1 protein-coding gene is annotated in these 330 nt (G+C 47.0%); it reads right to left on the bottom strand.

Translation table 11 applies throughout. From position 1 onward, the window contains the following. Nucleotides 1-197, bottom strand: a 197-nt coding sequence (locus tag CWC02_RS20900; protein ID WP_212751488.1) for a DUF3472 domain-containing protein, incomplete at its 3' end; no start/stop codon positions are given. Nucleotides 198-330 lie beyond the last annotated feature (133 nt).

The following is a 330-nucleotide window of genomic DNA, read 5'->3' as shown; positions in this document are numbered from 1 at the left end:
TACTTTACAGTTTCCCTACCAAGACCAAGATCGCGGGCTACACTTCGCGTTGAAGAGCTGCGCGGAGCACATATGGAAAATATGTAATTGCGCCCATCAGGGTGATCTTGTATGCCAGCATAGCCCCCACCTTCCCTGCCCGCATTCCAGTTAAGCACTGAATAGTAGGTGTACTTAGTAAGTCCATTTCTAGGCACATACATCATCCTGCATGCTCGTGTTACCGCGACCTACTTCATTAAAGTTAAACCAAATCGACGCGTCCCTGTCTTCAACCTTATTAGCTTGGGCACTCCAACTACTCAACATTCCGACTACTGCCAATTTTAT

The sequence above is a fragment of the Pseudoalteromonas sp. S2721 genome, assembly GCF_005887425.1.
In the GTDB taxonomy this organism is placed as follows: Bacteria; Pseudomonadota; Gammaproteobacteria; order Enterobacterales; family Alteromonadaceae; genus Pseudoalteromonas; species Pseudoalteromonas simplex.
Note: the sequence above shows the minus strand (reverse complement) of the source record. Positions and strands in the feature narration are given on the sequence as shown.